We start from the raw sequence: 1,500 nt of genomic DNA, 5'->3' as shown, positions 1-1,500 counted from the left end.
GAAGAAGTCATTAATCCAGGATTTCAAGTCGCAGTGATAAGCATTGACATGTTGGATATTGTATTTGTCTTCTATCACATAAACCCCGTTGGTAGTCACCAGTTCCTTGAGATCAAGCTGCAGTCACCTTGCAATACCCTCATGACTGAGGTGAGCATCTGCACAGAGAATGGCACCGGGTTTTAGGCGTCCCATCAGGTGCCCCTCTAATACCATTCGCACGAGATAACTATTCCAAACATTCAGAGCTAAACTTGATCGAAATGTTTGGAAGACCCTTTCGCTATGCCTCGTTCTTGCCAGTTCTCCGAAAAATTTTTCTCTACAGACTTTCAACACGCTGCCAGACATGCCGGTTCCTGTCGGGAGTGCGTCCGTTTATTAGGGCTCGCTTTTTTGCAGCAAGGGCTTTCTAGGCTGTGTTTAACATAAAAGTTAAGGAACCCAGTGGCCTGAAATTCTTTCTATAAAACTATCTTTTGAAAACCTTTCGGTCTTTAGAAACCGCTTCCATCCAAGGTATTTCGCTAAATTCTTTGTCGCAATACCTTTGAAAAAGTCATAGATCCATGACTTCAAGTCGCTGTGATAGGCGTTGACATGCTGGATATGATAAATCTCTTCCAGAACATGAATGCCCGCCGTTGTCACCAGCTCCTTAAGTTCCAGGCCAAGGCGTTTGGCGATCGTTTCATGACTAGTGAAAGCATCGGCACACAGCACTGATCCCGGCTGTATCCTGCAACGCAGATGAGCCTCCAGTTCATCTGCCGATATGTGCTCAAGGACAGCATCTGTTACATGGTTCTGGCGATCACAGGCGACCATAACAGGAATTTTCTTGATGACATTTTTTGCCTGGCCATTTTTTCGAGGCTTTCGGCCACCTCGTTTTCTGGCTGGCCTGTCCAGATTTCTCTGCCCTTTAAATGACTCCCGAAAGAACGTTTCATCAAGCTCTGATATGCCAGAAAGAAGTTCAGCCTTATCTGGGGAGATGATCGCCATTAAACGGTGTCTCATCAGGAATGATGCAGGTAATGAGATATCACACTGGCTTGCCGCTGTTCGTAACGTGGTATCTCCCCGCATGCACTCAATATAATCATCGACTTTGTGCCGTATGCGCAGATGAGACAGTGAGGTTCCTGAAAAAGCATTGAACGTCTTGTCGCAGGAACGGCAACGATAACGGGGATAACCACTCTGTTCTCCCCAGTGCCCGACATCGTTTCCCTTGCAGTGTGGGCAGGTGGGGCTTTCATCAAAATGATCGACAACGGCTTGCATAAGATGAGAATAAGGAGGAGTGTCATCCGTGATAGCAGACTCTGGGAGTGCTCTACGAAGAGTTTCAACCTGCAAGGGTGTCAAAGAATCCAGAGACTCAAGAATCTTATGGAATTTTTCAGTCAACATCACGACCACCAAGACTTTGTCGCCTAAAACGGTGGTTAGAGTATAGTTTGCGGCTCATCAACTTTTAGTGAAAACACAGCC

2 protein-coding genes are annotated in these 1,500 nt (G+C 46.3%); one reads left to right on the top strand and one right to left on the bottom strand.

The genetic code is table 11. The features are described 5' to 3' along the window. The coding region (locus M3P05_RS20330; RefSeq protein ID WP_249701961.1) for a hypothetical protein at positions 1-186 on the top strand (186 nt) is incomplete at its 5' end. 249 nt (positions 187-435) lie between these two features. Here M3P05_RS20330 and M3P05_RS20325 read toward each other — a convergent pair. Next, complete coding sequence (locus M3P05_RS20325; RefSeq protein WP_249701960.1) at positions 436-1,419, bottom strand: IS1595 family transposase; 984 nt, start codon at positions 1,417-1,419, stop codon at positions 436-438. Positions 1,420-1,500: the final 81 nt, after the last annotated feature.

Origin of the sequence: Parendozoicomonas callyspongiae (genome assembly GCF_023502345.1) — a bacterium.
In the GTDB taxonomy this organism is placed as follows: Bacteria; Pseudomonadota; Gammaproteobacteria; order Pseudomonadales; family Endozoicomonadaceae; genus Sansalvadorimonas; species Sansalvadorimonas callyspongiae.
This window is presented reverse-complemented; position numbering and strand designations above follow the sequence as displayed.